Consider the following 24,776-nt stretch of genomic DNA (forward strand, 5'->3'; position numbering starts at 1 on the left):
ATAAGAAAGAGGCCCTTAAACATTTCTGCCAAGTGCCTCGCCACAGTTAAGTATACTATTTTTTTTGATGAAACACAATGTAAACAAAAATTCTACTGCGTCCCTTATACTCATTTTTCTTAGCTGCCAGCGAAAAGAAAATATCTACGAAATCTGATCTGTGATCAACTTCGTAGATATTTCAGATTTACTCTTTGTTTGTATTCAATAAAATAGATAATGTGCTTTCGAGTTCTTCTTTTCGAACCTCAACCATTTCTCCAGTTCGTTTAATTTTCACTTCTACCACGCCATCAACTGCTTTTTTACCAACAGTGATTCGAATTGGACAGCCAATCAAATCTGCATCAGCAAATTTTACACCAGCCCGCTCATTACGATCATCTACTAAAACTTCATAACCAGCCGCTGACATCACTTCTTCAACCTCTTGGGCTAATTTTATTTGATATTCGTCTTTTATATTCATTTGAACAACATGTAAATCAAATGGCGAAATACCTGCTGGCCAATTAATCCCATTCTCATCAATATTTTGTTCAACAATTGCTGAAAGTAAACGACTGACACCAATTCCATAACACCCCATGATAACATGCTTTTCTCTGCCGTTTTCATCTAAAACTGTTGCACCCATTGCTTCACTATAACGAGTTCCTAGTTTAAAGATATGACCAATTTCGATCCCTTTAGTAAATTCTAAAACGCCATTTCCATCTGGTGAAGGGTCGCCTTCTTGAACAAAACGTAAATCTTCATAACTAATTGGTGTGAAATCACGCCCTGGATTAACATTGCTTAAATGGTAACCTGTTTCATTCGCTCCAGTAATTGCATTGGCTAAATCTTGAACATGAAGATCTGCAAACAATTTAACCTCTTCAGAAAGTTCAACTGGTCCGACTGAACCAAAATCTGCGCCTAAATAATTACGTGCATCTTCATCTGTTGCTTCTTCCAAGAAATCAACACCCAAGAAGTTTTTCAGCTTAACATCATTCACTTCATGATCTCCGCGAACTAAAACCAAGACAGGTTCACCATCAGCCATAAACAAGACAGACTTAATGATACGTTGAGGCTCAACATTGAAAAATGCCGCAACTTGTTCGATTGATCCAACATTTGGAGTTGCTACTTTTTCGATGTCTAATTGAGTTTCATGTGATTTTTTAGGAGTATATAAGCTTGTTGCCATTTCTAAGTTAGCAGCATAATCTCCATCAGTGGAAAAGCAAATCGTATCCTCACCAATGTCTGAAATCGCCATAAATTCTTTAGAATCTTTACCGCCCATAGCGCCACCATCTCCGATGATTGCTCTAAAGTTCAAGCCGCAACGTTCAAAAATTGCTGAGTAGGCTTTTTCATAATCACGGTATGATTGGTCTAAACTTTCTTCATCCGCATGGAACGAATAGCCATCTTTCATAATGAATTCTCGCCCTCGTAACAAACCAAATCGCGGACGTTTTTCATCACGGTATTTTGTTTGAATTTGATAAAGGTTAAGTGGTAAACGTTTATATGAATTTACCTCATCCCGAATTAATTCCGTAAACGTTTCTTCATGGGTTGGACCCAAAATATAATCACGCTCATTGCGATCTTTTAAACGATAAAGATTTGGTCCATATGTTTCATAACGTCCAGACTCTTTCCATAATTCTGCTGGTAGTAATGCTGGCATTAACATTTCTATTGCGTCGATCTTATCGAATTCTTCTCGCATGATTTTCTTTAATTTTTCAAGTACTCGATTCGCTAGTGGTAAATAAGAGTATATCCCCGCTGAGACTTGGCGAATATAACCTGCTCTCAGTAACATTTGATGACTTAATACCTCTGCATCATTTGGCACCTCACGTAAAGTTGGGATTAACATTTTTGACTGTTTCATTAGAACTCTCCTTTGTTTAAACGAATTGTGGTTGAATCTCCTCAAGTGATTCGTCATAAAATCCAATAATTTACTTTAAAAGAAAAAGCGTTGAATATCGTTCCAAGTCACTAGCACCATCAATAACATGATGAACCCAAAACCAATGAGTGTTAGCAACCCTTCTTTTTCTTGACTTAAAGGCTTACCTCTAAGACCTTCTAAAATATTCAAGACGATTTTACCGCCATCTAGTGCTGGAATCGGCAAAAGATTAATGATCCCAAGATTGACTGATAACATAGCCATTAACCAAATCACCGTATTTAATCCTGCTTTAGACGCTTCTGAAGACATCTGGAACATCATTACTGGGCCACCAAGTTTATCTAAACTAAATCCAGTAAACAATGATTTTAGTGCTTTGAAGATTTGCATAGAATTATTGATTGTTTCATGAACTCCACCAAGTAGTTTGTCCGCTAACCCAGTTTTCTTCGGTGGCAAGATACCAATGACACCAATTTCTTGTTTGCCTGATTTTTGGCTCTTCGGAGTTATATCGACTTCTCTGGTTTTTCCACTTGATTCCACCATCAAATTCAATTCTTTTCCCGGACTGTCTTGAATAATTTTTGTGAAATCGTTCCAATCATTGACTGACTTTCCGTCGATTGAAACAATTCGATCATCTGCTTTTAAACTAGCTTTTTCTGCTGGGCTATCTGCTTGAATACCACCGATTAGATTAGTATTTGTGTATGTTACACCACCTTGCATAAAGACATAGATCGTAAACAACACAAAGGCTAAAATAAAATTGTTCATAGGTCCAGCAAAATTCGTTAACATACGTTGCCAAAGTTTTGCTGATTGGAACTGCACATCAATCGGTGCAATACGAACTTCTGTACCATCTTGTTCAATGATCGTTGCATCATGGTTTACTTTATAAGTGATTTCTTCAGATTCATTACCATTGACATACCCTTTGATGAATAATTCTCTTTCAAGATCAGCTTCCAACATTTCCATTGGAATGCTGTTAGTTAATTGAACTTTTTTACTTGTATTGATTTTTACGACTTCTTCCTGTTCATTCAACTCAACAGAAAGAGTCATTCCGGGGGCCAACTCTGTCTCGTCTTCCCCCATACCAGCCATTCTTACATAACCGCCAATTGGTAAGATTCGAATGGTATAAGCTGTTCCGTCTTTTCCTTGGTGAGCAAAAATTTTCGGTCCCATACCGATCGCAAATTCACGTACTAATATGCCAGAACGCTTTGCGAAGAAAAAATGTCCAAATTCATGCACTAAGACAAGAATTCCAAAGACAATAATAAATGTAATGATTGTTTTCATAACCGACCTTCTTCCTTTATCCATCTTTCTACGATAGTTCTTGTTTGTTTATCGATTTCGATCACTTCTTTCAAAGTGACTTCGGTAGTTTCTTGATAGTTTTCAACTGCTTGTTGAACAAAATGTTCGATTTGCAAATATGAAATTTTTCCGTCTATAAATGAATTTGCTGCAACTTCATTTGCCGCGTTATAGACAGTAGGATACGCTCCACCTTTTTTTCCAACATAAAAAGCTAATGCCAACATGGGAAAACGGTCATAATCCATTGGCTCAAAATTCAATTGACCAATCTGAGTTAAATCAAATGCTCGCTCATTTTTGATTGGTAAACGAGTTGGATACGTCAACGCGTATTGAATCGGTTCGCGCATGTCACTTGGTCCTAATTGGGCTAAGTAGGCACCATCTGTGAACACAATCATTGAATGTACGATACTTTCTTTATGTAAAACAACTTTTATTTTATCATAATCCGTCCCAAATAACCAATGGGCCTCGATAACTTCTAACCCTTTATTCATCATTGTAGAAGAATCTATCGTAATTTTCTTCCCCATTGACCAATTTGGATGATTCAATGCCTGTTCTAAAGTAACAGATTCTAACTCAACTCGTGTCAAATCTCTAAAGCTACCTCCGGATGCTGTGATCACCAACTCTTTTAAGTTCCCTTGTGCTTGACCATCAAGACATTGAAAAATCGCTGAATGTTCACTATCGACAGGCAATATACTGACATTATTTTTTTTGGCTGCTTCCATGACCCATTTACCTGCCATTACTAAGGTCTCTTTGTTTGCCAATGCGATGTCTTTACCTGCTTCAATAGCAGCCATTGTAGGATTTAACCCCACACTTCCAGTAACCGCCGTTAATACGACATCCACCTCTTCAAGAGTTGCCGCTTTTATCAGACCCTCTTCACCCACACCGAACTCGACTTCTGGAAAGCGGTCTCCTAATTCTTTTTTTATTCGTTCTGAGCCCACACCTACATATCTTGGTTTCAATTGCTTTATCAAAGCTGCTCCTTTTTCACTGTTTGAATGAAATGTTAGCGAAACAATTTGAAATAGCTCTGGATATGCTGTAACAACATCTACTGTGTTTGTACCAATTGAACCTGTGGCGCCTAATAATGCGATTTTTTTCATAGTAAAAAGAAAAACCCTGATCATTCAGAGTTTTTTACCTTCCCTTCTTGTTTAGAAATTAAAATAGTCCGAATAAATGCATAATTGGAAAAACAAAAAGTAAACTGTCAAAACGGTCTAATATGCCGCCATGACCTGGTAAGATAGTACCAGAATCTTTTACATCGTAATGACGTTTGATAGATGATTCAACTAAATCACCAAATTGTCCAACAATTGAAAAGACTACTGTTATGATCAACATAATTGGTAAGTTATAAACAAATAATTCTTTGTTAGGTGTTAACATCAAAAATACGAAAGCTACAACAACAGCACAAAGAATGCCGCCTAACGACCCTTCAATCGTTTTATTAGGTGATACTTCTGGCCATAATTTTCTTTTTCCAAAGCGTTTGCCTATGAAGTAGGCACCGATATCTGTCGCCCATACAACAAATAAAGCATATAACAAAACAACGAAACCAGCATCTCTAGCACTCACAAAATTTTGGAACCCGACACCCACATACAAACTAGTTATAACAGGAAATCCAGCTTGAGAGATGGTATACATATTCTTAGAAGCAACTAAACCACCTAATAAAATCATGACCGTTAGATAAAATAAAATGAAATTATCAGCTTTTTCAGGTAAAAAGAAAAACCAACGATCTTTTGGCAAAACTAATAGTACTGCTCCTAAAGCTGAAAGAACCCCTTCAAAACTAGCTATTTCCAGACCTTTCATTCTAAATAATTCATAAACGCCTACGACTGCCAATATCGCTGCCGCTAACTCAATCACAAATCCCCCGTACCAAATAATTGGTATAAAAACGACTAATGCTACCGCTGCTGTAATAACGCGCTGTCTCATTTATCTTCCTCCTCTGTTTCCTTTAAGCCGCCAAAACGACGATTTCTATTTTGAAACGATGCTAAGGCAGTTTCTAATAATTGGTCATTAAAATCAGGCCACAAAGCTTCTGTAAAAAACAATTCACTGTAGGCAATCTGCCAAAGTAAAAAGTTGCTAATTCTTTCTTCCCCACTCGTTCGGATCAATAATTCTGGATCTCTTAATTCTTCTGTTAAAAAACCTGTCATCAAATGATCTGCAATAGTCGATTCCGTAATGTCTTCTGGGGAAAGTTCACTGCTAGCTGTTTGTTCAGCAATTTCTCTGACAGCTGTAATGATTTCAGCTCGTGAACCATAGTTTAAAGCAAAATTTAAAACCATACCAGTATTCTCTTTTGTTTGTTCAATGGCACGTTCTACCGCATCTTGCGTATGAGCTGGCAAAAATTCTTTATAGCCCATAACATGGACTTTCACATTCTCTTTGATTAGTTCAGGTACAAATGTATCAAAAAAATCGACTGGCAACTGCATTAAAAAGCTAACTTCATCTGTTGGTCGCTTCCAGTTTTCGGTAGAAAATGCGTATAAAGTCAGGACTTTTATTCCTAATTTACTCGCATGTTTCGTGATTTTTTTTACCGTATTCATTCCTTCTTTATGGCCAGCAATTCTAGGTAAACGTCGATTTTGAGCCCATCGGCCATTACCATCCATAATTATTGCCACATGCTTTGGGATTGGCCCTTTACTATTAAAAGTAAAAATCCCCTCTTCTTGTATGTATTTATTCTTTTGTGGAAAAAAACGTAACATATTTTTCCCTCCATTCCAAAAATCTGTCTAGACTATTATAACAATATCTTCCAAAAAAACCTATGCAAATAGAAAGATTTCGGTATTATTTAATAATTTTAATGTCTAAACTGTGTAATCCACATGCAAATCACGCTTAATCTATGCTATAAACTTTGTCATTTTCTGATATTATACCTCAAAGTCAAAAAAAGAGAGCGAAACAAAACTGGCTATCGTTTTGCTTCACTTTCTAAAAAATAACTCTTTTTTAACGACTTTGGTAATCAGATTACTCTTCCTTTTGAGAAGGCTTGTTTTCTTCTGGCTTTAAATTCCCTTTACTAATGCCAATCTGAACAACTGAACTACTTGGAATAAATTCATTATATTGACTCATTTTAACAACGGTTCCTTTCGTTACTGTTGAATCAACATAATAAACTTGATAAGTGATATTAGCTCCTTTAGATTGATATTCGTCATAGAAAATCTTTTGTAGATCACCTTCTAAAGTATTGTCCCGCAAATCTTTAATATAAGGTTTTCCAAATGAATACACAACTTGAATCACAGGTTTTTCGTCTTTTTCCGTATATTTTTTACCAATTTCTACCGATTGGCTAATAAATCTCCCATAAGGAACCTCGTCATTAAATAGTTGTTTCACTTGTACTTGTAATCCATTCGCTTTTGACTCTGCTTCTTCTGCTGTAAACTGTGAAAAATCAGGTACTATCAACGCTTTCCCTGTTGAAACTGTAATCGTCATTGACTCTCTTTTTGCTACTTTCGTATCTTTTCCAATACTTTGTGAAATAATTTTTCCGTTCTCAACTTTATCAGAATCGGATTCTTCAATTTTTACTGTAATGTCATTTTTCTTAGCCCATTCAGTTGCTTCTTCTTTTGTCTTTCCAGCAAAATCAGGCATTGGAATATCTTTTTCAAAGACTTCTTTTCCTTTGGAGTAATAAAGTTTAGCTTTGTCTTTACGTTTGTAATTTTCAGCCTTTACATCTTTATTTGTTATTTCAAACTTTATATAATCTCCCGCTGGTATTGTATCGCTGTATTCCTCGATTATCGCTAAATTGTCAGCTTTTTGTTCACTGATCCAGCCTTTCGCCTCTTTAAGTTTCATTGGTTTGAAGTCTGGTAATGAAACAGCTTCTTCTGGATCTGCTCCTAAGCTAGCATCTACAACTAGCTCTTTCCCTTTTTTGATTTTCTTGTTTTTAACGGTTTGATGTATGATTACATTTGCCTCTTTCGCAAAATCATATTTTTGCTCAACTTGAAGTTTCACACCATTTTCTGTCGTCCATTGGCGAACCTCTGACAGCTCTTTCCCTTCAAAATCTGGTACTTTTACATGAGTCAGTTGATAATACCCAAAGTAGAATAATGATATGGCTACTATACAACCTAATCCAATATAACCAAATTTCTTTATTTTTTTCTTTTTGTAAGTTGGGTCAGTTTCAATCACTTCTTCAAGATTTTTTGACTGATTCACTGGTATTTCGACAACAGGTTCTTCTGTTTTGACTGATTCATTTTTTTTCTTTTTATTACGTTTTTTTGTGTAGATTAACTCTTCTGGATTCTCTATTTCAGAAACACTTTTAGAGTTCGTTTTCCCCTCTTGAATAGATTGAGTTACGTTTTCTGAATTATTTTTGGGGCCGTATGAAACATTACTATTTATCTCTTTAATTGATTGTTCTTTACTTGCTAATTGCTCCCCTGATTTTTTGGTCTTTGTTGGTTCTTTTTTATCTACTTTATGCTTTTGTTCCATTTTTTCTTGGCGAGTTTTTTCGTAATTATCCCCGCTGAAATTTGATAGAAAATCACTCATACTTTTTTAACACACCTTTTTTCAGGTAATAGGTCTCATCAGATTGCTCAGCGATATCATTTGAGTGAGTCACAACAATGACACACTTGTTATGCACTTTGGCAAGGTTTTGAAAAATATCGACAATCTCTTGTTCCATTCCTTCATCTAAATTCCCAGTCGGTTCATCAGCTAAGATAATATCGACATTTGTTGCCAAAGCTCGAGCAATCGCAACACGTTGCTGCTCACCACCAGAAAGCTGATTCACAAGTCGATCTGCTTTTTCACTTGTAATCCCAATATAATCTAAAAGGTTATAGGCAACTTCTTTTTGATTAGGCGGAAGTTCATTGTCTGTAATTGACATTGCAACTAAAACATTTTCTAGCGCTGTCAGATAAGGAACTAAGTTATAGCTCTGAAAAATAATACTGATTTCATCACGACGGTACTTTTCATAACCGATTGTTTTAATATCTTTTCCATTCAATAAAACTTCGCCTTCCTTTGGCGTGTCCAAAGCACTAATCAAGGAAAGAAAAGTGGTTTTTCCTGAACCAGATTGTCCTAAAATAGTATAAAATTTTCCTTGTTCAAAAGAAACATTTGTATTTTTTAAAATGAAGCGACGCTGATCACCATCTTGGTAAAAATAACTAAGATTTTTAGTTTCTAAAATTGCCATTTCTCTTCCCCCTTACATCATAATTTTCTTTGGATTTAAACGAACGATATACAACAATGGTAAAATTGCTGCTAACAATACCGTTCCTAATCCAACAACTAAATACGTAACGATATAGCCCAATGAAAACTTCACTTCATAGGCATTCATAATGTCATCCGTTGTAAGCTCGGTTGAACCTAACCCGTCAAATCCCATAAACATATTCATTTGATCATTTGTATTGTTTAAAATATCACTATTCAATAGTGATTCTGATACCATTTTTCCTAAGAAATTACCCGTGATCAATGACAGAATCAACGCAATTCCACTTATTATCAACATTTCAATGATGATTTGTCCCATAACATGGCTACGTTTATCCCCCAATGACAGGTAAATACCCAGTTCGTGTTTACGGTCACGCATAAATAATAGAACAACAAGTGAAATAATCAGTAATGTTGCTATAACGGCAATCATGACCACATACCCAGAAATTTGAGACATTTTTTTCATGCTTCCGCCAATTTGTTCGTATTGATCCGTTGAAGCTTTTACCGTATATAATTTAGGTAACAGAGGTTGTGTTTCTTCTTTAAATGCGTCTACATCATCAGGCGTTTTCAATACGTAGATTGGTGTATAATATTCACCACTGTTCTCTTCTGATCCTTCAAAGTAATGACTATCTGGCGCTACTTTTTTCATTTCTTCAAGATAATTTTTACTTATTTCCAATACTGTTTTATTTGGTAGGTATATCGTATTGATTTGCTGCATTGACATAAATTGTTGATTCATGTTTTGTTCTTCTGATTTTTTATTCTCTTTATCTTTTATTTCAACTGTTGTCGGTTCAAAAATTCCGATAATTTGAATAGGAACATCTATCTTAAATAACTCTTTATTATTACCATCTTCACTAAAATCATTTCCTCGCATATCCATAACCATTTGGTCTCCAACTGACAACCCATTTTCTTCTGCAACTTTCGAAGAAATCAATCCGACATTCTTTCCATTGTCGATATCTTCTTGGGTGAACACCTTGCCGTTGACTAGTTTAATTTTGCTTTCCTCTACATCTAATATTTTAGAATAGTTTGAGCCTTTTAAAGAAAATCCTTCCATGCCACCAAATTGCTCTGAATCTGCAACGACGCTCTTTAACTCTTTTGTTTCAGCCCAAGTACTAGCATTATAATCATAATATTTTACGTAAGGAGACTCACCAACTTTTTTGATTAAGTCCACTTTTAATTGTTCAATATCACTACCTGCTTTCATGACTTCTTCTTGATTATTTTCATAATCAATTTCTAGTGTTGCCATACCACCTAATTGCTTTTTCACGCTTTTTTCAACATTTTGTGTAGACTGCTGTATCGCGATTGATCCTGCGATAACATTTCCCAATACAAATATCACTGCAAATAAAATGAGTGACTTCCCTTTTTTTCTAGTAACACTGCATAATGCACGTTTAATAAAATTCACGTTCTCATCCCCCTTTAATAAAAATATAGCTAATATCATTATTCCATAACGTTTAAGGTTTAACAAGTTGTTTTTTAGCACACTCGGCTAAACTTACAACTTCTATAGATTATATCTTTATATTCAAAGTTCTTTATATCGTTAAAATAACAATTATTTATAAAAAATAAAAAAACAAGAAATCTAACTAATGAAAGTTTTGATTTCCTGCTTCTTTATTTTATTATTTTTAAACTTCTAAAAGTTCTTTTTCTTTTTCTGATGTGATCGTATCGATATTTTTCACACTATCATCAGTTAATTTTTGAGCTTCTTTTTCTAAATTACGTAACTCATCTTCAGTGATATCATTGTTTTTTTGTTGTTTCTTTAATTCATCGATAGCATCACGACGAATGTTACGAACAGCAATTTTCGCATTTTCAGCGGCTTTTTTTACATCTTTCGCTAATTCTTTACGGCGTTCTTCCGTTAATTGTGGAATCACCAAACGGATTACAGTACCATCATTTGTCGGACTAATTCCGATATCACTAGCTTGAATCGCTTTTTCGATATCTTCAAGTGAATTTTTATCAAAAGGTGTAATCATTAAAACACGGGCTTCTGGAATATTGATTCCAGCAAGTTGGTTAACTGGTGTAAGTGCACCATAATAATCTACTTGAATCCGGTCCAAAAGACTCGCATTAGCTCGTCCTGCACGAATTTGACCAAGTTCACGTTGTAAACTTTGTTCTGCTTTACTCATTTTTTCTTTTGCTGTTGCTAATACAGTTCCACTCATTTTTTATTTCCCCCTTACGGTTGTTCCAATATTTTCACCAAGACATGCACGACGAATATTACCTGTTTCGTTTAAGTTGAAAACGACTAGTGGAATATCATTATCCATGCTAAGTGAGCTTGCTGTTGAATCCATTACTTGCAAACCTTTTGATATCACATCCAAATGTGTCAATTCTTCAAATTTGACCGCATTTGCATCTAATTTAGGATCAGCAGAATACACTCCATCAACATTGTTCTTAGCCATTAAGATCACATCTGCATCGATTTCAGCCGCGCGTAAAGCTGCGGTTGTATCAGTTGAGAAATACGGATTTCCTGTTCCGCCGGCAAAAATAACAATACGACCTTTTTCCAAATGTCGCTCTGCACGACGGCGAATATATGGTTCTGCGATTTGACGCATCTCGATAGATGTTTGGACGCGTGTTGGAACACCAAGATTTTCTAATGTATCTTGTAAAGCTAAAGCGTTCATCACTGTTGCTAGCATTCCCATATAATCAGCTTGGGCACGTTCCATCCCCATTTGAGCACCGATTTGTCCACGCCAGATATTTCCGCCGCCAACAACGATTGCCATTTCAATCCCTAATTCATGAACTTCTTTTATTTCTTCTACAATCTCTTTGATTGTTGGAGGTTTAATTCCAAACCCTTCTTCTCCGGCCAAAGCTTCGCCACTTAACTTTAATACAACACGTTGATATTTAGGTTTTACCATTTTTAATTTCCCTCCACCATTTGTCTAAGAACATTTTAACATACTCTGAACATTCTGCCAGTGTATTTCTTTTGATTTGCTTAAAAAAAGGGAGCGCATCTCAATGCGTTCCCAACTGTTACATAAGCAACAGATTTATTTTTTAATTTGGCTCATTACTTCGTCTGCGAAGTTGTCTTCACGTTTTTCGATTCCTTCGCCAACTTCAAAGCGGATGAATGATTTAACTGTTGCGCCTTTAGAAGACACGTATTTTTCAACTGTCATATCTGGATCTTTAACGAATGGTTGATCCACTAATGAAATTTCAGCTTTAAATTTATTTAGACGTCCAACAACCATTTTTTCAACGATATTTGCTGGTTTGCCTTCGTTTAATGCTTGTTCAGAAAGAATAGCTTTCTCGTGCTCTAATTCTTCTTGAGGAATTTGTGACTCATTTACATAACGAGGATTAATTGCTGCTACATGCATCGCAACGTCTTTAGCAACTTCTTCGTCAGTTGTACCTTCAAGTACAGTTAATACAGCAATACGTCCACCCATGTGTAAATAAGCACCGAATGCAGCGTTATCGTCTTTTTCTACTAATTCGAAACGACGGAAGCTGATCTTTTCACCGATAACAGTTGTTGCTTCAATCAATTCAGTTTCCAAAGTTCCTTTATCTGTTTTAAGAGCTAAAGCTTCTTCCATGTTAGCTGGTTTGTTTGTCGCAATTTCAGTAGCGATTTTTTTAACTAAATCTTGGAACATTTCGTTTTTAGAAACGAAGTCAGTTTCAGAGTTTACCTCAACGATTGCTGCAAAGTTCCCGTTTGAAGCAACGTTTGCTAAACCTTCAGCTGCAACACGGTCATTTTTCTTAGCTGCTTTAGCCATACCTTTTTCACGTAAGTAATCAACAGCTGCTTCCATGTTACCTTCTACTTCTACTAACGCTCTTTTTGCGTCCATCATACCGACACCTGTCATGTCGCGTAGTTCTTTAACTAATTTTGCTGAAATATCTGCCATTTTTTGTTCCTCCTAAGTTTTGAAAGCGTAGCAGGCTCGTTTAACCTTGACTGAAAAATAGGAAAAATTGATTGAGACGCTTTTTGTCTCACTCCATTTTTATCTTTTTTCCGAAAGGTTCCCCTGCATAGCTATATAATTTTAAAAGCTGAATGAGCTCGATTAGACTCTATTGAAAAATAGAGAAATATGAATGTGATGCTTTTAATCACAGATAGTTTAATTGTAAAATTCGTTTTAAAAAAGCTATCTCAAAGGAGAATCAGGCTTTTTTCGCCTAGCCTTCGAGACAGCTCCGTTATTTCATATTATTCTGCTGAATCGTTTGTGCCTTCAACAACATCAACGATTTCTTCGATTGAAGTTGCCGCTTCTGGTGCTGCTTCAACAAAGATTTCTTCTACAGCTTGATCTTCACCTTGGTTTCCTTCGATGAAAGCATCAGCCATTTTAGCAGTGATTAATTTAACCGCACGAATTGCATCATCATTTGATGGAATCACTACGTCGATTTCATCTGGATCACAGTTCGTATCAACCATCGCTACGATTGGGATGTTCAATTTTTGTGCTTCTTGAACAGCAATACGTTCTTTACGAGGATCAACAATGTACATTACATCTGGAATTCTAGGCATATCAGCGATACCACCTAAGAATTTTTCAAGACGTTCACGTTGTTTGTTTAAACCAACAACTTCTTTTTTAGGAAGAACTTCGAAAGTACCATCTTCTTCCATTTTATTGATATCTTTCAAACGTTTGATACGTTTTTGGATAGTATCCCAGTTAGTTAAAGTTCCACCTAACCAACGGTGATTTACAAAGTATTGACCTGAACGAATTGCTTCGTCTTTGATCGCTTCTTGTGCTTGTTTTTTAGTTCCTACGAATAATGCAACGCCGCCATCTTCAGCAACATTTTTCATGTAATCGTAAGCAGCATCTACTAATTTAACTGTTTTTTGCAAGTCAATGATGTAGATTCCGTTTCTTTCTGTGAAGATGTATTTCTTCATTTTTGGGTTCCAGCGACGAGTTTGGTGTCCAAAATGTACGCCGGCTTCTAGTAATTGTTTCATAGAAATTACTGCCATGGGTTGTTTCCTCCAATTTGGTTTTTATTTGTTCCCTCTCCAGTTCTCATTTTCATAAGGAACTACTAAAAGTAGCACCGCCTTATAAATCGAATCCGGATGTGGATTTAGTGTTTTAGCACCGTTGTCTATTATACAATACTATCTAAATGATTTCAACATAATTAAATACTTTTTTTGTTATCTTTTATTTGATTATTCATCGTGCTCAAGAATAACCCGATCATTCAATGATTGAGTATTTCTATTATTATGTTCATAAAACCTTTGAAATTTTTTTATTTGGTCTTTTGATGCTTGTACAGGTTCTTTAAAAATATACCACTCAACATTTTCAGTTAACGGGGGCGTTGTTAATGAACCTAAATAATGATAATAACTTCTATTTTCAGGAAACATTGATTGAATGTCTAAAATCGCTGTTTTTTTGCCATCGGACACATCATCAAGCACTTCTTGAAATCCTTTATTCTCACTGCCCTCTTCAAAAAATACAGCAATAACAGCCATCCTTCCATCTTGTGCTTGATTCACGAAATGTGCTTCTAGCGGATAGTGTTTTCCGTCTATCGTATGTTCGCTTTCAGCGTGGAAATGAAATTGTGTCAATGAAAAGATTCTTTGATTGATTGTCGCGGTACCCGAATCTGTTACTTGAATACTATGCCCGTTGTTTTCGGCATTAGTGATTTTGGAACTATGGTCTAACTTAATAGTACCGCCATCATTCATTTTTTCAACTGAAGAAAGAGCGATATCAATTGGTGATTGCATCTTTCCAGATATTTGTTGCCAACTTTCTTGTGTGTCGTATTGAAAATGACCTGCTTCTTTTTGGTGAGTACTCTCTTTGCTATGTATAGAGCTTTCACTAGTTCTAGCTTGTTGTGTGCAAGCTGTTACAAATAATAATGATGAAAACACCACTGGTATAAGTAACTTCTTATTCATATTGTCGTAACCTTCTTTCAACTCTGTCTTGCTAAAGCTTATGTTAAGATACAAAAGTAGATATTGTCCGTATCAATGCCGTTGCAAGCTCAATCATTATATCGTATATCGGAGTGGTATAGTATATAATTTTAAATAGAATCACAAAAAGACTGAAACACATGCTTACAGATTCAAGCATTGTCTCAGTCTTCCTTTTTTATTCAGTCATTATTTTGTAAATGGTACATTAAAATTCCCGCCGCAATTGCTACATTTAAAGATTCAGCTGCTCCTTTGATTGGAATATATATATTCTTGTCAGTCTTCTCTAAAAATTTAGCAGCAACACCTTGTCCTTCATTCCCCATAATCAACGCATACTGTTCGCTCTTCGTTATTTGCTGATAAGCAACAGCCTCTGGATTTAACTCCGTTCCATAAACTGGCACCTTCGCCTCTTTAAATCTGTCAATAACTTCTGCTAATGGTTTTCGTATGACAGGTAAATGGTAATTACTTCCTTGCATAGCCCGCAATACCTTCGTACTATAAATATCTGAGCTCCCCTCACCTAGGATCACACCAGAAAGTCCCGCAGCATCAGCAGTTCGGATCATCGTCCCTACATTTCCTGGATCTTGCACATTATCTAAAAGCAACCAGCCACCTGATAAATCTATTTTTTTCTTATCGTCTGGCATTTTAACGATCGCAATCATCCCTTGCGGCGTTGGTAATTCTGACAATGATTCAAGGACCTCTTCTGAAACATAGATAAACAAATTCTCAGGTTGTGTCTCCAACCAGTCAGACCATTCTGTCTTTCCACGTTGGTTAAAAAGAATCCACTCAATTTTAGCCCCAGCCTTAGCAGCTTCTTCGATTAAATGAAACCCTTCGATCATATACTGCTGATTTTCCTCTCGATACTTTTTTTTATGTAATTTTTTAAATTCTTTGATTGTTGTGTTTTTTGTTGATAAAATTTCTTTCATTTTTACACCTCGCTTGATTATTATACCATGATTTTTTCTAATCAAACAATCACTACTTTACTTGCCAGATGATGTAAAAATCGCTATCATTAATTTAATTAAAAGTGAGGTGGATAACGATGAGAAAAGTGCGTATGAATGTACAAGGTAGAGTTCAAGGTGTTGGCTTTCGTTATATGACTAAAATGGTTGCTGATGAACTAGGGGTACATGGCACTGTCAGAAATGAAGATGACGGTTCAGTCTCAATTGAATCTGTAGGAGACGATCAAGTAATCCAGCAATTTATCCAAAAAATCAAAGATTCTCCCAGTCCAGCTGGGCGAGTGACGTATGTCGATATTCAAGAAGATCCTCTTATAGAAGAATATACTAGCTTCAAAGTTACAAATTAATTTATATAGGAAGAATCTTACTCAGTCTTGAGTCGGATTCTTCTAATTTTCATTGAAAAAAAACGCTTTTTCAAGTATAGTTAACATTGTGCAAATTTTTTAGAAAAGGAAAGAATAGAATGAGAAAATTAAATAAGTGGCTGCTGAGTTCTGGCCTATTCACCCTAGTCCTATTTTTATCTGGATGTGTAAAAACAGGATCAGATGGTCAACCTACTGGCGAAGGTATCATCTATAATTTATTAGTAAAACCAATGAGCAGTGCCATTACATACCTTGTTGATAATTTCGATTGGAATTATGGCTGGGCAATCATTTTTATCACGATCATTGTTCGACTGATCATCATGCCATTGGGCTTGAATCAATCGAAAAAAAGCATGATTCAAACAGAAAAAATGCAAGCTATCAAGCCTCAAATTGACGCCGCTCAAGCAAAAGTCAAAGAAGCTACAACGCGTGAAGAACAAATGCAAGCCCAAGCTGAAATGCAACAAGTCTACAAGGAAAATAATATGAGCATGATGGGCGGTATCGGCTGTTTGCCGTTATTGATCCAAATGCCAATTTTCTCTGCCTTATTCTTTGCTGCTCGTTATACAAAAGGAATCGGCGATGCATCGTTTTTCGGTGTCAACCTCGGACAACCCAGCATCATATTTGTTGTTTTAGCTGGTGTGGCTTATTTACTTCAAGGTTATCTTTCTACTATTGGGATTCCGGAAGAACAAAAGAAAACAATGAAATCAATGTTGATCGTATCACCTCTGATGATCGTATTCATGTCAATCAGCTCTCCAGCTGGTGTAACACTCTATTGGGTAGTCGGCGGGATCTTTAGTAGCATCCAAACATTGATCACAAATCAATTCTTAAAACCAAGAATCAAAGCCCAAGTAGCAGAAGAATTAAAACAAAATCCACCAAAACAAGTTATTACGCCACGTAAAGATGTAACACCTACAGCAGAGAAGACTACACAAAAAGCATCCATTACAAAAAATGCTTCTAACAAAGGTAGAAATGCTGGGAAACAAAACAGAAATTAACGACTAAAAAGAACCAATGCACTGTGATAGTTGCATTGGTTCTTTTTTAATTTTTATTCGCTAAAATCCCGAAGGCAAAAAAATCGACAACTTGAGTAATGCTAATAGCCGTACTTCTTTGCTCCGTTTTTATATATGGAGATAACGTGTTGAGAAAGTGTGTAGTTGCAATCTCAGCTGTCAGCCCCGTACGCAAAGAAAAATCACTTTCTTCGAAGATCTTTAGTAATGGTGCTTTATATGACTGATTCCACAGTGAAAATAATTTCAATTGTGTCTCTTTGGTCAACTTGGTTCTGAAATCAAGCATCATCAAATCAAAATCAAACGGATGTTTTGTTTTCAGACACTCAGCAAATTTTTGTAACTTACTGATCGTTTCAAGCGTTTCATCTTCAACAATTTTAACTAGTTCTTCGTTTACATCACTTAACAAACTTTCAATAACACCAACATATACTTCTTCTTTATTCTTAAAATGGTGATATAAATTAGGTTGGGTCACCTCAGCCAGCTGCGCGATTTGTCTTGTTGAGGTACTTTGATACCCATTATCCATGAATAATCTTGTCGCCACTTGAATGATCTTAGCCCTTGTATTTTTCATTTCTTTATCCATTACTTAGCCACCTATAGTTGATTTCGTTACTATTTTAACAGATGCAGACAAAGAAACATATACTAGATAACATTCTTTTTTCTTTTAGATAGTAAAACTACTTCGTATAGACAAACAATTACGAGAATGACTAAGCATATCATCACTGTCATGACGATGCTAGGATAAGCATTATTCCAACCATCTTGTGCTTGATGCTTGTTCAAAATACCATAATATGCCCATACCGTTGCTAAACCATATGCACTATCATGGTTACGAATGATCGTTAAACTAATAATCATTACTCCAATAACTAATATGACAATCGTCCATAAAACTTGATTATTTTGAAGAAAAGCAATATTTTTATCAACTAAAAATGCTGTTATGTTGGCAATTGTCGCAATTGTGATCCAGCCAAAATAAATGCTGAACGGTAACCTTATAAAGATATACTCTTTTTTGGTCAATGGTGTGTTCGCTAAAATACGATTGATATAAATCAGTACAGACAGCAAAGCTAGCATGATCACAACTGATAAATCAATATAAAGATACTGCCATGCTACTAACCAAATGCTATTCAATATTGAAGAAATGATAAAAGTCATTCTTAACTTTTTACTAATTTGCTGATTAATTAAAACAGAATCTTTTCCTGGTTTAAGCCATTGATAAACAACAAAACCAGCCAATAGCAAATAAATTACTGACCAAATTGCAAACGTCAAACCAGCTGGGGCAAATAAGTTGGGATAAGTATCAGAAACTTCTTGCGTTGTCATTCCGTTTAGCGGCAACAAAACAGCTGCCGCATTCGTGCCGATCATTACAATATAGATAATTGTAACGACCCACTTTGACCAAATAGATTGATTTTTATCCATCTTAATCTCTCCTTTATAATCCTTTTTTCCCAATAAAAGGGGTAAATTTTGGTGTTTTCTTTGCGTAAACAATAAAATCTGGTCGCTCTCTGTATTTCTTCTCAAGCAAAGGGACACCTGATACAAATAAAAGCAACAAGGTAATTGTTATTGGACCAATAATACCCCAAATATTTCGTGTGTCATTCAAACTTACAAGAAATATCCCCCACCAACTAAGTGCTTCACCAAAATAGTTTGGGTGTCTTGTCGTTGACCATAAACCAGTTGTTAACAGCTTTCCATGATTGGCGCTTTCACTTTTAAATTTTGTCAGTTGATGATCGCCAATCGTTTCATAGCCAAATCCAATTAACCAAATTAAAACTCCTACTCCATTCCACCAATAAAAAGCATTGGTAGAACTTGTCATCACAAAAAGAATCGGCATTGAAACAACTAACAAAAGAACACCTTGTAAAATAAAGACGTTTAAGTAAGCTTTTAATCTTGCAAATCGGTTGCCCCAACGTTTTCTCATGTTCACATAACGATAATCTTCCGGTTTTCCGATATTTCGTTTAGCTAAATGGAAAAACAATCGAAGTCCCCAAATTGTTACTAATAAAAGAATTATTGTACTGACCTTTGTTTTTTCAGGCATAACGAGATACCCTGTAACTGCCACCAGTACAAATCCAATTCCCCAAGCTAAATCAACAATAGAATTATTGTGAAGATATTGCGCTAAAAAGAATAACACAGTAAAGTATAAAAATATTACACTACTAACAATTAAAATAGTCATATTAAATCCGCCCCTTCTCCTAATTCAACAGCCACAGCTACACTTCCTTGACCAGCACTCATTGCAATAACAGTTGAAATATCCATAATATAACTTGGTTGAAATCCAAGGTGTTTTATTAATTCATTTTTCCATACCAACGCTCTTTTTTCCGAATTGGCATGAATGACAGCATAACGCTTTATTGTGCTGCTCTTATGCATTTTTTTAAGTTGCTTGATAATTTTCTTTTCATTTCCTTCCAAGCTAAAAGTAAAAGCACTCAAAGTCCCTTCACCTGCCTCGTTTAAACTAACAATCGGTTTCAAATTAACCTTCTTAGCAATTTTCCCAGCAAATTGAGGTATCCTGCCAGAGTCAATCATAGGATTTAAATCATCTACGCTAACCAAGATTTTAAGCTGACTTCTTTTATGCCTTGTTCGTTCAACTAATTCAGTAAATCCAATCCCTGATTGAATCCATTCGTTAGCACACATTACGAGCAATCCTTGCGCTGCAGAATTTTGCTTAGAGTCAATAACCTCAATCCTAGTATTAGGAGAGCTTATATGCTTTGCAGCTTCTTTCACGGTATAGAAAGTCCCACTAAGTTTTCCAGCAACCGTAATAACTAAAATTGCTTCATATTTAGTTTCTAAAAATGAAAAAAGATTTTTAACCGTTTTTAATGTCGGTTGTGAGCTAGTAGCTCGTTCGCTCTGTTTTTTATTCAACTCAAAAAACTGATTGCTTTGAATTGTTATTTTATCAATATAGCTAGTATTGCCAATCAATATATTCATAGGCAATACATGAATCTGATTATCTAATACATAGTCAGCAGGTAAATCAGCGATCGAGTCTGTCACTAAGGCAATTGGCGCTCTTTTTTGCGTATTTACTCGATATTGCAACAACATATCATCAACCTTTTGTTGAATTGGTTGACCTACCGTGTTTAAATAATCCAAGACTTGATCTGGCTGATTAGAATGAATATGGATTCTCGCTTTTCCACGATTTATAGAGACAATTAAAGAATCACCATATGCGCTTAATTTTGTCTGGATAGCTTCTTTTGTCTGCGTTACCTGATCTATTAATATTTCAGTACAATATCTATATTTTGGTTCTGAAGAGTTTCTATGCAAAGTTTCAGAAATTTCGATTTTTACAGACTCATTTAAACGCTCCCTTGGTTTGTCCACAGCTTGTTTATTTATAAAAGCTTTAGTAAAACCTTCTATGAATAAATAGAAGCCTTTCGCTCCTGCATCGACTACTTGGTTTTTTTGCAGTATCTTTAACTGTCTAGTTGTATTATCTAATGCTTGCTTTGTCTCAATAAGCGCTTGCGGTAAAAGATTTTCCAAACTATGGATCTGATCCCCTTTATTAAGAGCTTCTGCCCAAGATCTAATAACCGTGATGATCGTTCCTTCTACTGGGTTTTCAATAGCCTGATATGCTTCACTGATCGCTAACTTTACACTTGTTACAAAACTCTTAACAGAGCTTTTTTCCTCCTGAAGCAATAGATTATTATAAATACCATTAAAATATTGTGCAAAAATAATCCCAGAATTTCCTCTTGCTCCTAACAAAGAAGCTTCTGCTATATTCTCAAAGACTTCGATGACAGAAGTTGATTCATCATTTGTCTCTTCAAGTATCGTCTCCATCAACGAGGCTAAATTACTTCCTGTATCTCCATCCGACACAGGAAAAACATTAATTTGATTCAGCTCTTGTTTCTCGTTTATCAATTGAATAGCTCCTTGTCGAAATGCAAATAGCAACTCTTGATAATCAATCGACTGACTTGTCATACGCTACTCACCTCCAATTGAAATGCTGAGCTATAAAGACAGTAACACCACAAGTCATTGCAGTAACAAATCCTCCCCAGACTAAATCTATCATTGTAACCAACAAAGGCCAATCTTTAATTGTAGCTAGATTTGTTAAATCATATGTTCCATAGCATAGCACTCCTAGAAAAGCACCTGCTGAAATAGCGTAGATCAAACTATCTTTTTCAATTGCTGGATAAATAACAAAAAATAGAATACCAATAAGATATAATACATAAAAAACAACTGCTGGAATTATTTTAGTGGGGCCTAACAAACTACCTAACTGATCTTGATAGATTTTTTTAGCAATTAATAGTAGCCAGATAAAATCTAGAACTAGAAATATAACCGCTGCACTACTAAATAATTTTATAAACTGATTCATTTTAATTCCTCCTAATAAAAAATGGCACGATCACCTTATCAATCGATAAGTTTATCGTACCACGCTCTATTGTTTTATGAAAAAATTTTGCTTGGGAAATTTTTCTAACTCTTCAATTCCAATAGTTTACGGAAAAAAGAGGAGTGCGTTTTGTTCAAGCCTCCTCATCTTTTTTCATATCTTATTTTACGATCAATAAATCTAAACTAGCCAATGATAAAGACATTTTAGCAATACGGTTAAGTTCTTGCAAACGGTTTGCTTTAACTTTTTCATCTTCTACCATAACCATTGTTTCTTCAAAATATTGTTCGATCAATGGTCGTAAATTGACTAATGCTTGATAATTTTCTGACATAGTATTTTCATCAAACTTCTCTTCAATTTCATTTACTGCTTTGTGTAATGCTTTTTCTGCATTATTTTCAAATAAAGTCGCATCAACCTGACTATCTTGTTTTAATAGCTCGCGACCTTTTTTAGCTAAGTTAATCACTCGTGTCAATGCTTCCATTGAAGGTTTGAAATCATTATCCAGTAAATGTTTTTTCAGGATTGCTGCGGATGAAAACAGTTTGGCTAAGTCCTTTTGTTCAGATGAGATTACAGCATCAATCACATCATGACGTACATCTTTTGTCATCAATAATTGGCGTAGGCGCGCTTTCACAAACTCAATGACTTCTTCTTGACCTGTTGTCAATTGGATGCCAAATTTTTGACTATCCGCATTAACAGCTGCATCGATTTCCATCTGAAGTTGAACTAAGGGGAACTGCCACCCTTTATTTTCAACAATACGAATTACTCCATATGTTTGACGGCGTAACGCATAGGGATCATTAGAGCCGCTAGGGATCATCCCTACCGCAAAGAATGAAAATACACTATCAAGTTTATCAGCAATTGCTAAAACAGCACCCATTGCAGAAACAGGAAGTTCTCCTTCACTCGATGTTGGTAAATAATGCTCACGGATTGCCTGAGCTACTGCTGGTTTTTCTCCCTGAAGCAATGCGTATTTTTCTCCCATGATTCCTTGTAATTCTGGGAATTCACCGACCATATTTGTCACTAAGTCAAATTTGTAAATTTCAGAAGCACGTTTTAAATCAGCCAATTCTGCTTCTAATAGACCGACTTCTTTACCAATGATTTGTCCAATAACAGCCACGCGTTGCATTTTTTCGTAGATAGTTCCAATTTTTTCATGGAAAGTGACATTTTTTAATTTATTGACACATTCCTCAATTGACAACTTTTTATCTTCATTATAGAAGAATTCAGCATCTTCTAAACGAGCAATCAACACTTTTTCATTTCCCTTGATTACATTTTCAATATGAACATTATCCCCATTTCTAACAGAAATAAAGTGAGGTAATAATAATCCTTGATCATTACGAACATCAAAATAGCGTTGATGTTCTTTCATTGACGTAACTAATACTTCATCTGGAACAGAAAGGTATTTTTCATCAAAAGCACCCACGAAAGCTGTTGGGTATTCAACTAAATTATTAACTTCTTCCAGCAAATTCTCATCAAGATCCAGCTTCCAGCTATTTTTTTCAGCTAATTGGTTCGCTTGATCAACGATCATTTTTTTTCTTTCATTAGGATCAACGATCACAAACTGTGCTTTCAGTTTTTCTTCGTACTCTTTTGAATGATCAAACGTCACATCGTCACCTAAGAAACGATGTCCGCGAGAGCGGTTCCCAGTGGTTACATCTAGAACAGAGAACGGAATCACTTCATCATCTAGTAAAGCTACGATCCAATGAATTGGACGGATATACTCAAAATCATAATTTGCCCAGTGCATTGTCACTGGAAAAGTTAAACTTGTAATAACATCTTTCAATCCTGCTAGCACATCAATCGTTTTTTGTCCTTGATTATGTTTCGTTACATAAACATATTCTACACCGTTCAATTCTTTAAAAGTGATTGCCTCTGTAGTTAAACCTTGACCTCTAACAAATCCTTCTGCAGCTTTGCTCCAATTTCCTTCGGCATCTTGAGCAATTTTTTTAGCAGGTCCTTTAACCTCTTCTTGCGTATCTTCTTGTTGTTCTGGCAATCCTGTCACACGTATGGCTAATCGGCGAGGCGTCGAAAAGCTTTGAACTATTCCATAAGTTAATTTGTTTTCATCTAAAAACTTCACTATTTTATTTTCTAATTGTAAACGACTTGGGCTGACAATATGCGCTGGCATTTCTTCCAAGCCGATTTCAAGTAATAGGTCTTTTGCCATGTTATTTAGCCTCCTTACTAGTTTGATTGTCTTTATTTAAAAGTGGAAATCCTAATTTTTCACGTTCTGCAACGAATATTTTCGCTACAGCTTTTGCTAGGTTTCTAATGCGAGCTAAATATCCAGCACGCTCTGTTACAGATACTGCACCACGAGCATCCAACAAGTTAAATGTATGGCTGCATTTTAAAATATAGTCATAAGCTGGATGTACAAGACTTTCATCAATACAGCGTTTTGCTTCTTTTTCAAATTTATCAAAGTTTTCTAAAAGCATCTCTTGATCACTGATTTCAAATGAATACTTAGAATGTTCATATTCTGGTTGATTGAAGATTTCACCGTATTTTACGCCTTCAGTCCATTCTAAATCATATACACTTTCTACTTCTTGAATGTATGAAGCAAGTCGTTCAAGTCCGTAGGTGATTTCAGAGGTTACAGGATGACAAGCTAATCCGCCCACCTGCTGGAAATACGTAAATTGAGTGATTTCCATACCATCAAGCCAGACTTCCCAACCTAATCCCGCGCATCCCATAGAAGGATTTTCCCAATTATCTTCAACAAAACGAATGTCATGCGCCAACGGATCGATTCCTAACAACTCTAAACTTTCTAAATATAATTCTTGAATATTCTCTGGTGATGGTTTCATAACTACTTGAAATTGATGATGTTGATACAGACGGTTTGGATTTTCCCCATAACGACCATCTGCTGGTCTTCTTGAAGGTTCTACATAAGCCGCATTCCAAGGTTCAGGTCCGATTGCTCGCAAAAATGTATAAGGACTCATTGTCCCTGCTCCTTTTTCCGTATCATAAGCTTGCATTAGCATACAACCCTTTGATGACCAAAATTTTTGCAAGGTTAAAATCATTTCTTGTACAGTAAGTTTCTTTTCCATTGTGATCCTCCTAATTTAAATGTATAATCCGTTTTTTTCTGATACAATAAAAAA

The 24,776-nt window shown here is 35.6% G+C and carries 23 protein-coding genes; 2 read left to right on the plus strand and 21 right to left on the minus strand.

Annotation, left to right across the window (positions count from 1 at the left end; all coding sequences use genetic code 11):
* Nucleotides 1–187: 187 nt before the first annotated feature.
* The 14 genes from I583_RS06890 to I583_RS06955 all read right to left on the minus strand — a co-directional run bounded on the left by I583_RS06890 (nt 188) and on the right by I583_RS06955 (nt 15,607).
* Nucleotides 188–1,900, minus strand: a complete 1,713-nt coding sequence (locus I583_RS06890; protein WP_010761225.1) for a proline--tRNA ligase — start codon at nt 1,898–1,900, stop codon at nt 188–190.
* A 75-nt stretch (nt 1,901–1,975) separates the two neighbouring features.
* Nucleotides 1,976–3,244, minus strand: coding sequence for an RIP metalloprotease RseP (gene rseP, locus I583_RS06895; protein WP_010761224.1), 1,269 nt, complete (start codon nt 3,242–3,244; stop codon nt 1,976–1,978).
* Nucleotides 3,241–4,401 carry a 1-deoxy-D-xylulose-5-phosphate reductoisomerase gene (locus tag I583_RS06900; protein WP_034683212.1) on the minus strand — a complete coding sequence of 387 codons (1,161 nt, stop codon included), beginning with the start codon at nt 4,399–4,401 and terminating at the stop codon, nt 3,241–3,243. The genes rseP and I583_RS06900 overlap by 4 nt, the downstream gene beginning before the upstream one ends.
* A gap of 58 nt (nt 4,402–4,459) precedes the next feature.
* Complete coding sequence (locus I583_RS06905; protein WP_010761222.1) at nt 4,460–5,260, minus strand: phosphatidate cytidylyltransferase; 801 nt, start codon at nt 5,258–5,260, stop codon at nt 4,460–4,462.
* On the minus strand, nt 5,257–6,060 hold the full coding sequence (locus I583_RS06910; protein ID WP_010761221.1) for an isoprenyl transferase: 804 nt from the start codon (nt 6,058–6,060) through the stop codon (nt 5,257–5,259). Before I583_RS06910 ends, I583_RS06905 begins: the two co-directional genes overlap by 4 nt.
* Before the next feature lie 271 nt (nt 6,061–6,331).
* On the minus strand, nt 6,332–7,903 hold the full coding sequence (locus tag I583_RS06915; RefSeq protein WP_010761220.1) for a PASTA domain-containing protein: 1,572 nt from the start codon (nt 7,901–7,903) through the stop codon (nt 6,332–6,334).
* Entirely contained in the window at nt 7,896–8,570 is a 675-nt protein-coding gene (locus I583_RS06920; RefSeq protein WP_010761219.1) for an ABC transporter ATP-binding protein, read from the minus strand. Before I583_RS06920 ends, I583_RS06915 begins: the two co-directional genes overlap by 8 nt.
* Nucleotides 8,571–8,582: 12 nt before the next feature.
* Nucleotides 8,583–10,052 carry an ABC transporter permease gene (locus I583_RS06925; protein WP_010761218.1) on the minus strand — a complete coding sequence of 490 codons (1,470 nt, stop codon included), beginning with the start codon at nt 10,050–10,052 and terminating at the stop codon, nt 8,583–8,585.
* Nucleotides 10,053–10,281: 229 nt separating this feature from the next.
* Entirely contained in the window at nt 10,282–10,839 is a 558-nt protein-coding gene (gene frr / locus I583_RS06930; protein WP_010761217.1) for a ribosome recycling factor, read from the minus strand.
* Between the two features lie 3 nt (nt 10,840–10,842).
* Nucleotides 10,843–11,565 carry a UMP kinase gene (pyrH, locus tag I583_RS06935; protein ID WP_010761216.1) on the minus strand — a complete coding sequence of 241 codons (723 nt, stop codon included), beginning with the start codon at nt 11,563–11,565 and terminating at the stop codon, nt 10,843–10,845.
* 135 nt (nt 11,566–11,700) lie between these two features.
* On the minus strand, nt 11,701–12,582 hold the full coding sequence (tsf, locus tag I583_RS06940) for a translation elongation factor Ts (protein WP_010761215.1): 882 nt from the start codon (nt 12,580–12,582) through the stop codon (nt 11,701–11,703).
* A 308-nt stretch (nt 12,583–12,890) separates the two neighbouring features.
* Nucleotides 12,891–13,679 (minus strand): 30S ribosomal protein S2, encoded by a 789-nt coding sequence (gene rpsB, locus I583_RS06945; RefSeq protein WP_010761214.1) that lies wholly within the window; start codon nt 13,677–13,679, stop codon nt 12,891–12,893.
* Nucleotides 13,680–13,874: 195 nt separating this feature from the next.
* Nucleotides 13,875–14,630, minus strand: coding sequence for a carbonic anhydrase (locus I583_RS06950; RefSeq protein WP_010761213.1), 756 nt, complete (start codon nt 14,628–14,630; stop codon nt 13,875–13,877).
* Nucleotides 14,631–14,833: 203 nt separating this feature from the next.
* A complete protein-coding gene (locus I583_RS06955) occupies nt 14,834–15,607 on the minus strand; it encodes a TrmH family RNA methyltransferase (RefSeq protein WP_010761212.1) in 774 nt (257 codons plus the stop codon).
* A 119-nt stretch (nt 15,608–15,726) separates the two neighbouring features.
* Here I583_RS06955 and I583_RS06960 point away from each other — a divergent pair, with 119 nt between their 5' ends.
* Entirely contained in the window at nt 15,727–16,002 is a 276-nt protein-coding gene (locus tag I583_RS06960; protein WP_010761211.1) for an acylphosphatase, read from the plus strand.
* 119 nt (nt 16,003–16,121) lie between these two features.
* Complete coding sequence (yidC, locus tag I583_RS06965) at nt 16,122–17,051, plus strand: membrane protein insertase YidC (RefSeq protein ID WP_010761210.1); 930 nt, start codon at nt 16,122–16,124, stop codon at nt 17,049–17,051.
* A gap of 46 nt (nt 17,052–17,097) precedes the next feature.
* On the opposite strand, the gene I583_RS06970 is transcribed toward yidC, so the two are convergent.
* The 7 genes from I583_RS06970 to glyQ form a co-directional block, all read right to left on the minus strand.
* On the minus strand, nt 17,098–17,670 hold the full coding sequence (locus I583_RS06970; protein ID WP_010761209.1) for a TetR/AcrR family transcriptional regulator: 573 nt from the start codon (nt 17,668–17,670) through the stop codon (nt 17,098–17,100).
* A gap of 62 nt (nt 17,671–17,732) precedes the next feature.
* A complete protein-coding gene (locus I583_RS06975) occupies nt 17,733–18,539 on the minus strand; it encodes a hypothetical protein (RefSeq protein ID WP_010761208.1) in 807 nt (268 codons plus the stop codon).
* A gap of 13 nt (nt 18,540–18,552) precedes the next feature.
* Nucleotides 18,553–19,326 (minus strand): DUF1295 domain-containing protein, encoded by a 774-nt coding sequence (locus I583_RS06980; protein WP_010761207.1) that lies wholly within the window; start codon nt 19,324–19,326, stop codon nt 18,553–18,555.
* On the minus strand, nt 19,323–21,137 hold the full coding sequence (locus I583_RS06985) for a DegV family protein (protein WP_010761206.1): 1,815 nt from the start codon (nt 21,135–21,137) through the stop codon (nt 19,323–19,325). The genes I583_RS06980 and I583_RS06985 overlap by 4 nt, the downstream gene beginning before the upstream one ends.
* Nucleotides 21,138–21,144: 7 nt before the next feature.
* Entirely contained in the window at nt 21,145–21,549 is a 405-nt protein-coding gene (locus I583_RS06990) for a DUF2177 family protein (protein WP_010761205.1), read from the minus strand.
* 181 nt (nt 21,550–21,730) lie between these two features.
* Complete coding sequence (gene glyS, locus I583_RS06995; protein WP_010761204.1) at nt 21,731–23,812, minus strand: glycine--tRNA ligase subunit beta; 2,082 nt, start codon at nt 23,810–23,812, stop codon at nt 21,731–21,733.
* Nucleotide 23,813: 1 nt separating this feature from the next.
* The gene (gene glyQ, locus I583_RS07000) at nt 23,814–24,722 is read right to left on the minus strand and encodes a glycine--tRNA ligase subunit alpha (RefSeq protein WP_010761203.1); all 909 of its coding nucleotides are present in this window, start codon (nt 24,720–24,722) and stop codon (nt 23,814–23,816) included.
* Nucleotides 24,723–24,776 lie beyond the last annotated feature (54 nt).

It is taken from the genome of Enterococcus haemoperoxidus ATCC BAA-382, assembly GCF_000407165.1.
Lineage (GTDB): Bacteria > Bacillota > Bacilli > Lactobacillales > Enterococcaceae > Enterococcus_L > Enterococcus_L haemoperoxidus.

Excerpts from the sequence above, each read along its gene's own strand:
- I583_RS06920 (WP_010761219.1), bottom strand. The coding sequence starts at position 8,570 with ATGGCAATTTTAGAAACTAAAAATCTTAGTTATTTTTACCAAGATGGT.
- I583_RS06970 (WP_010761209.1), bottom strand. The coding sequence starts at position 17,670 with ATGGATAAAGAAATGAAAAATACAAGGGCTAAGATCATTCAAGTGGCG.
- I583_RS06910 (WP_010761221.1), bottom strand. The coding sequence starts at position 6,060 with ATGTTACGTTTTTTTCCACAAAAGAATAAATACATACAAGAAGAGGGG.
- I583_RS06975 (WP_010761208.1), bottom strand. The coding sequence starts at position 18,539 with ATGGATAAAAATCAATCTATTTGGTCAAAGTGGGTCGTTACAATTATC.
- I583_RS06960 (WP_010761211.1), top strand. The coding sequence starts at position 15,727 with ATGAGAAAAGTGCGTATGAATGTACAAGGTAGAGTTCAAGGTGTTGGC.
- yidC (WP_010761210.1), top strand. The coding sequence starts at position 16,122 with ATGAGAAAATTAAATAAGTGGCTGCTGAGTTCTGGCCTATTCACCCTA.
- pyrH (WP_010761216.1), bottom strand. The coding sequence starts at position 11,565 with ATGGTAAAACCTAAATATCAACGTGTTGTATTAAAGTTAAGTGGCGAA.
- I583_RS06955 (WP_010761212.1), bottom strand. The coding sequence starts at position 15,607 with ATGAAAGAAATTTTATCAACAAAAAACACAACAATCAAAGAATTTAAA.
- I583_RS06985 (WP_010761206.1), bottom strand. The coding sequence starts at position 21,137 with ATGACAAGTCAGTCGATTGATTATCAAGAGTTGCTATTTGCATTTCGA.
- I583_RS06900 (WP_034683212.1), bottom strand. The coding sequence starts at position 4,401 with ATGAAAAAAATCGCATTATTAGGCGCCACAGGTTCAATTGGTACAAAC.
- I583_RS06990 (WP_010761205.1), bottom strand. The coding sequence starts at position 21,549 with ATGAATCAGTTTATAAAATTATTTAGTAGTGCAGCGGTTATATTTCTA.
- I583_RS06915 (WP_010761220.1), bottom strand. The coding sequence starts at position 7,903 with ATGAGTGATTTTCTATCAAATTTCAGCGGGGATAATTACGAAAAAACT.
- rpsB (WP_010761214.1), bottom strand. The coding sequence starts at position 13,679 with ATGGCAGTAATTTCTATGAAACAATTACTAGAAGCCGGCGTACATTTT.
- glyS (WP_010761204.1), bottom strand. The coding sequence starts at position 23,812 with ATGGCAAAAGACCTATTACTTGAAATCGGCTTGGAAGAAATGCCAGCG.
- rseP (WP_010761224.1), bottom strand. The coding sequence starts at position 3,244 with ATGAAAACAATCATTACATTTATTATTGTCTTTGGAATTCTTGTCTTA.
- I583_RS06950 (WP_010761213.1), bottom strand. The coding sequence starts at position 14,630 with ATGAATAAGAAGTTACTTATACCAGTGGTGTTTTCATCATTATTATTT.
- glyQ (WP_010761203.1), bottom strand. The coding sequence starts at position 24,722 with ATGGAAAAGAAACTTACTGTACAAGAAATGATTTTAACCTTGCAAAAA.
- tsf (WP_010761215.1), bottom strand. The coding sequence starts at position 12,582 with ATGGCAGATATTTCAGCAAAATTAGTTAAAGAACTACGCGACATGACA.
- frr (WP_010761217.1), bottom strand. The coding sequence starts at position 10,839 with ATGAGTGGAACTGTATTAGCAACAGCAAAAGAAAAAATGAGTAAAGCA.
- I583_RS06890 (WP_010761225.1), bottom strand. The coding sequence starts at position 1,900 with ATGAAACAGTCAAAAATGTTAATCCCAACTTTACGTGAGGTGCCAAAT.
- I583_RS06905 (WP_010761222.1), bottom strand. The coding sequence starts at position 5,260 with ATGAGACAGCGCGTTATTACAGCAGCGGTAGCATTAGTCGTTTTTATA.
- I583_RS06980 (WP_010761207.1), bottom strand. The coding sequence starts at position 19,326 with ATGACTATTTTAATTGTTAGTAGTGTAATATTTTTATACTTTACTGTG.